Source organism: Protofrankia sp. Cj3 (assembly GCF_917627355.1).
Taxonomy (GTDB): domain Bacteria; phylum Actinomycetota; class Actinomycetes; order Frankiales; family Frankiaceae; genus Protofrankia.
The window spans coordinates 1-1,564 of sequence record NZ_CAKJTR010000061.1 but is presented as its reverse complement, the minus strand read 5'-3'; the positions used below and the strand labels follow the sequence as shown (position 1 = coordinate 1,564).

The window sequence follows — 1,564 nt, the reverse complement described above, 5'->3', positions numbered from 1 at the left end:
GGGACCGATGCCTGCCTGGTAGCGATCCGAGGCTTGCCGGTAGGTCCGCCCGGCCAGCGGTGACCCCGCCGGAACGGCCAGTCTTGGCTATAGTTGTGGCTATGTCGATCGTTGAGCAGATGCCGCTGGCGGATGTGAAAAACCGCCTTTCGGAGGTTGTGGACAGCGTCGAACGAGAGCACGGCCGCGTCGTGATCACACGGCACGGCAGACCAGCGGCGATCGTCATCAGTGTCGACGACCTGGAGTCGCTCGAGGAGACCCTTGCCGTCATGGGCAGCACTCAGCTCATGGCCGACGTCCGGGAGGCGCTCGACGACCTCGACGAGGCGGGGACGACCGTCCTGACCAAGGACGAAGCGCTGCGTCTCGCCACCGGCCGGTGACCGACGCCTACGAGATCGCCTTCACCGCGCCCGCTCGACGCGCCCTTCACCGACCGCCCGAGAAGGTCGCCACCGCCGTCGTCGAGTTCCTTTACGGATCTCTCGCGGCCAACCCCCACCGCGTCGGCAAGCCACTCCAGCTCCAACTCGCCGGACTCCGCAGCGCGCGACGAGGCGACTACCGCGTCATTTACCGCGTTGACACCGACAACCACCGGGTCGACGTCGTCGCGATCGAGCACCGCGCAGACGTCTACCGACCCCGCGGGTAGAAGCGGGTAGAAGCAGTCGAGCGTTGCGGACCCGCAGATCGGCCGGCGGACGCTTGGCCTCGATCATGCCGTTCCCCCCTCGGCAAGCCGGGACTCATGCCTGGCAATCCACTCCTCGGACAGCGCCAGCCACTGGTTCCCGAACGGGGGTACCGGGGCGCCGCCGTCGAGCAGGGGTTGCTTCTCCGCATCGGCCCAGGGTACGAGCACCCACACCGTGCGCACCGCCGTGCCGGCGGTAGCCGTCCGGACCGATTCGCGCAGTTCGTCGAACAGGGTCAGCGAACCGTCGTACCGGGCGAGCATACCGGCGTTCACCAGCAGCACGGCCGGTCCCGCAGCTTCGACCGAGGCCCGCACCGCGGTCATGCCGGCCTGCGCGACCTTCGACAGACTGGCCCATTCACGCGACGTCCGCTCGGCCGCGTCCGCCTCCAGCACCAGCGCCCACGCCACCCGGTGACGCTCGCAGAAGTCGCGCATCCCCGCCAGCAGGGCACTTTCCGCGTCGAGCACGGTGACCTCCTGGGCGGCCAGGCACCGTTCGACGCGGGCGAGCCGGCGCGGCGGCACCGACAGCACGAGCCATCCGCCGTCCGCCAGCGACCGCTAGGGTGCGACCGCGACCCGCGCATCGACGGTCGTGTACGCGTCAGCGGCGCGGTTCGCGGGCGACGATCACTGCCATCGACGGTGCCCACCAGTAGTGACAGTCCGGTGGCGGCCGCAGGCCGTCGACGATCCGCACCGAGAAGGACCGGAAGTGTTCCAGCAATGCCCGCTGATGACGCCGGGACATCGAATCGATCTCATTGGAGTAGTAGGTGAACGCACCGCCATCCTTCAGGTGCGCGGCGGCGTGCGGGAAAAAATGCTCGGCGAATGTCGCGTCGCGCATGACGTACT

The 1,564-nt window shown here is 68.7% G+C and carries 3 protein-coding genes and 1 pseudogene; 2 read left to right on the top strand and 2 right to left on the bottom strand.

Annotated features, from left to right (window positions below; genetic code table 11):
• Both MJ783_RS10620 and MJ783_RS10615 read left to right on the top strand, forming a co-directional pair.
• On the top strand, positions 1-386 hold a 386-nt coding region (locus MJ783_RS10620; RefSeq protein WP_239310231.1), incomplete at its 5' end, for a type II toxin-antitoxin system Phd/YefM family antitoxin.
• The gene (locus tag MJ783_RS10615; RefSeq protein ID WP_239310230.1) at positions 383-658 is read left to right on the top strand and encodes a type II toxin-antitoxin system RelE/ParE family toxin; all 276 of its coding nucleotides are present in this window, start codon (positions 383-385) and stop codon (positions 656-658) included. The genes MJ783_RS10620 and MJ783_RS10615, both read left to right, overlap by 4 nt.
• 63 nt (positions 659-721) lie before the next feature.
• On the opposite strand, the gene MJ783_RS10610 is transcribed toward MJ783_RS10615, so the two are convergent.
• Together MJ783_RS10610 and MJ783_RS10605 are read right to left on the bottom strand one after the other, a co-directional pair.
• Positions 722-1,240, bottom strand: coding sequence for a hypothetical protein (locus MJ783_RS10610; RefSeq protein WP_239310229.1), 519 nt, complete (start codon positions 1,238-1,240; stop codon positions 722-724).
• A gap of 70 nt (positions 1,241-1,310) precedes the next feature.
• A pseudogene (locus MJ783_RS10605) lies at positions 1,311-1,564 on the bottom strand (class I SAM-dependent methyltransferase); the annotation flags it as partial.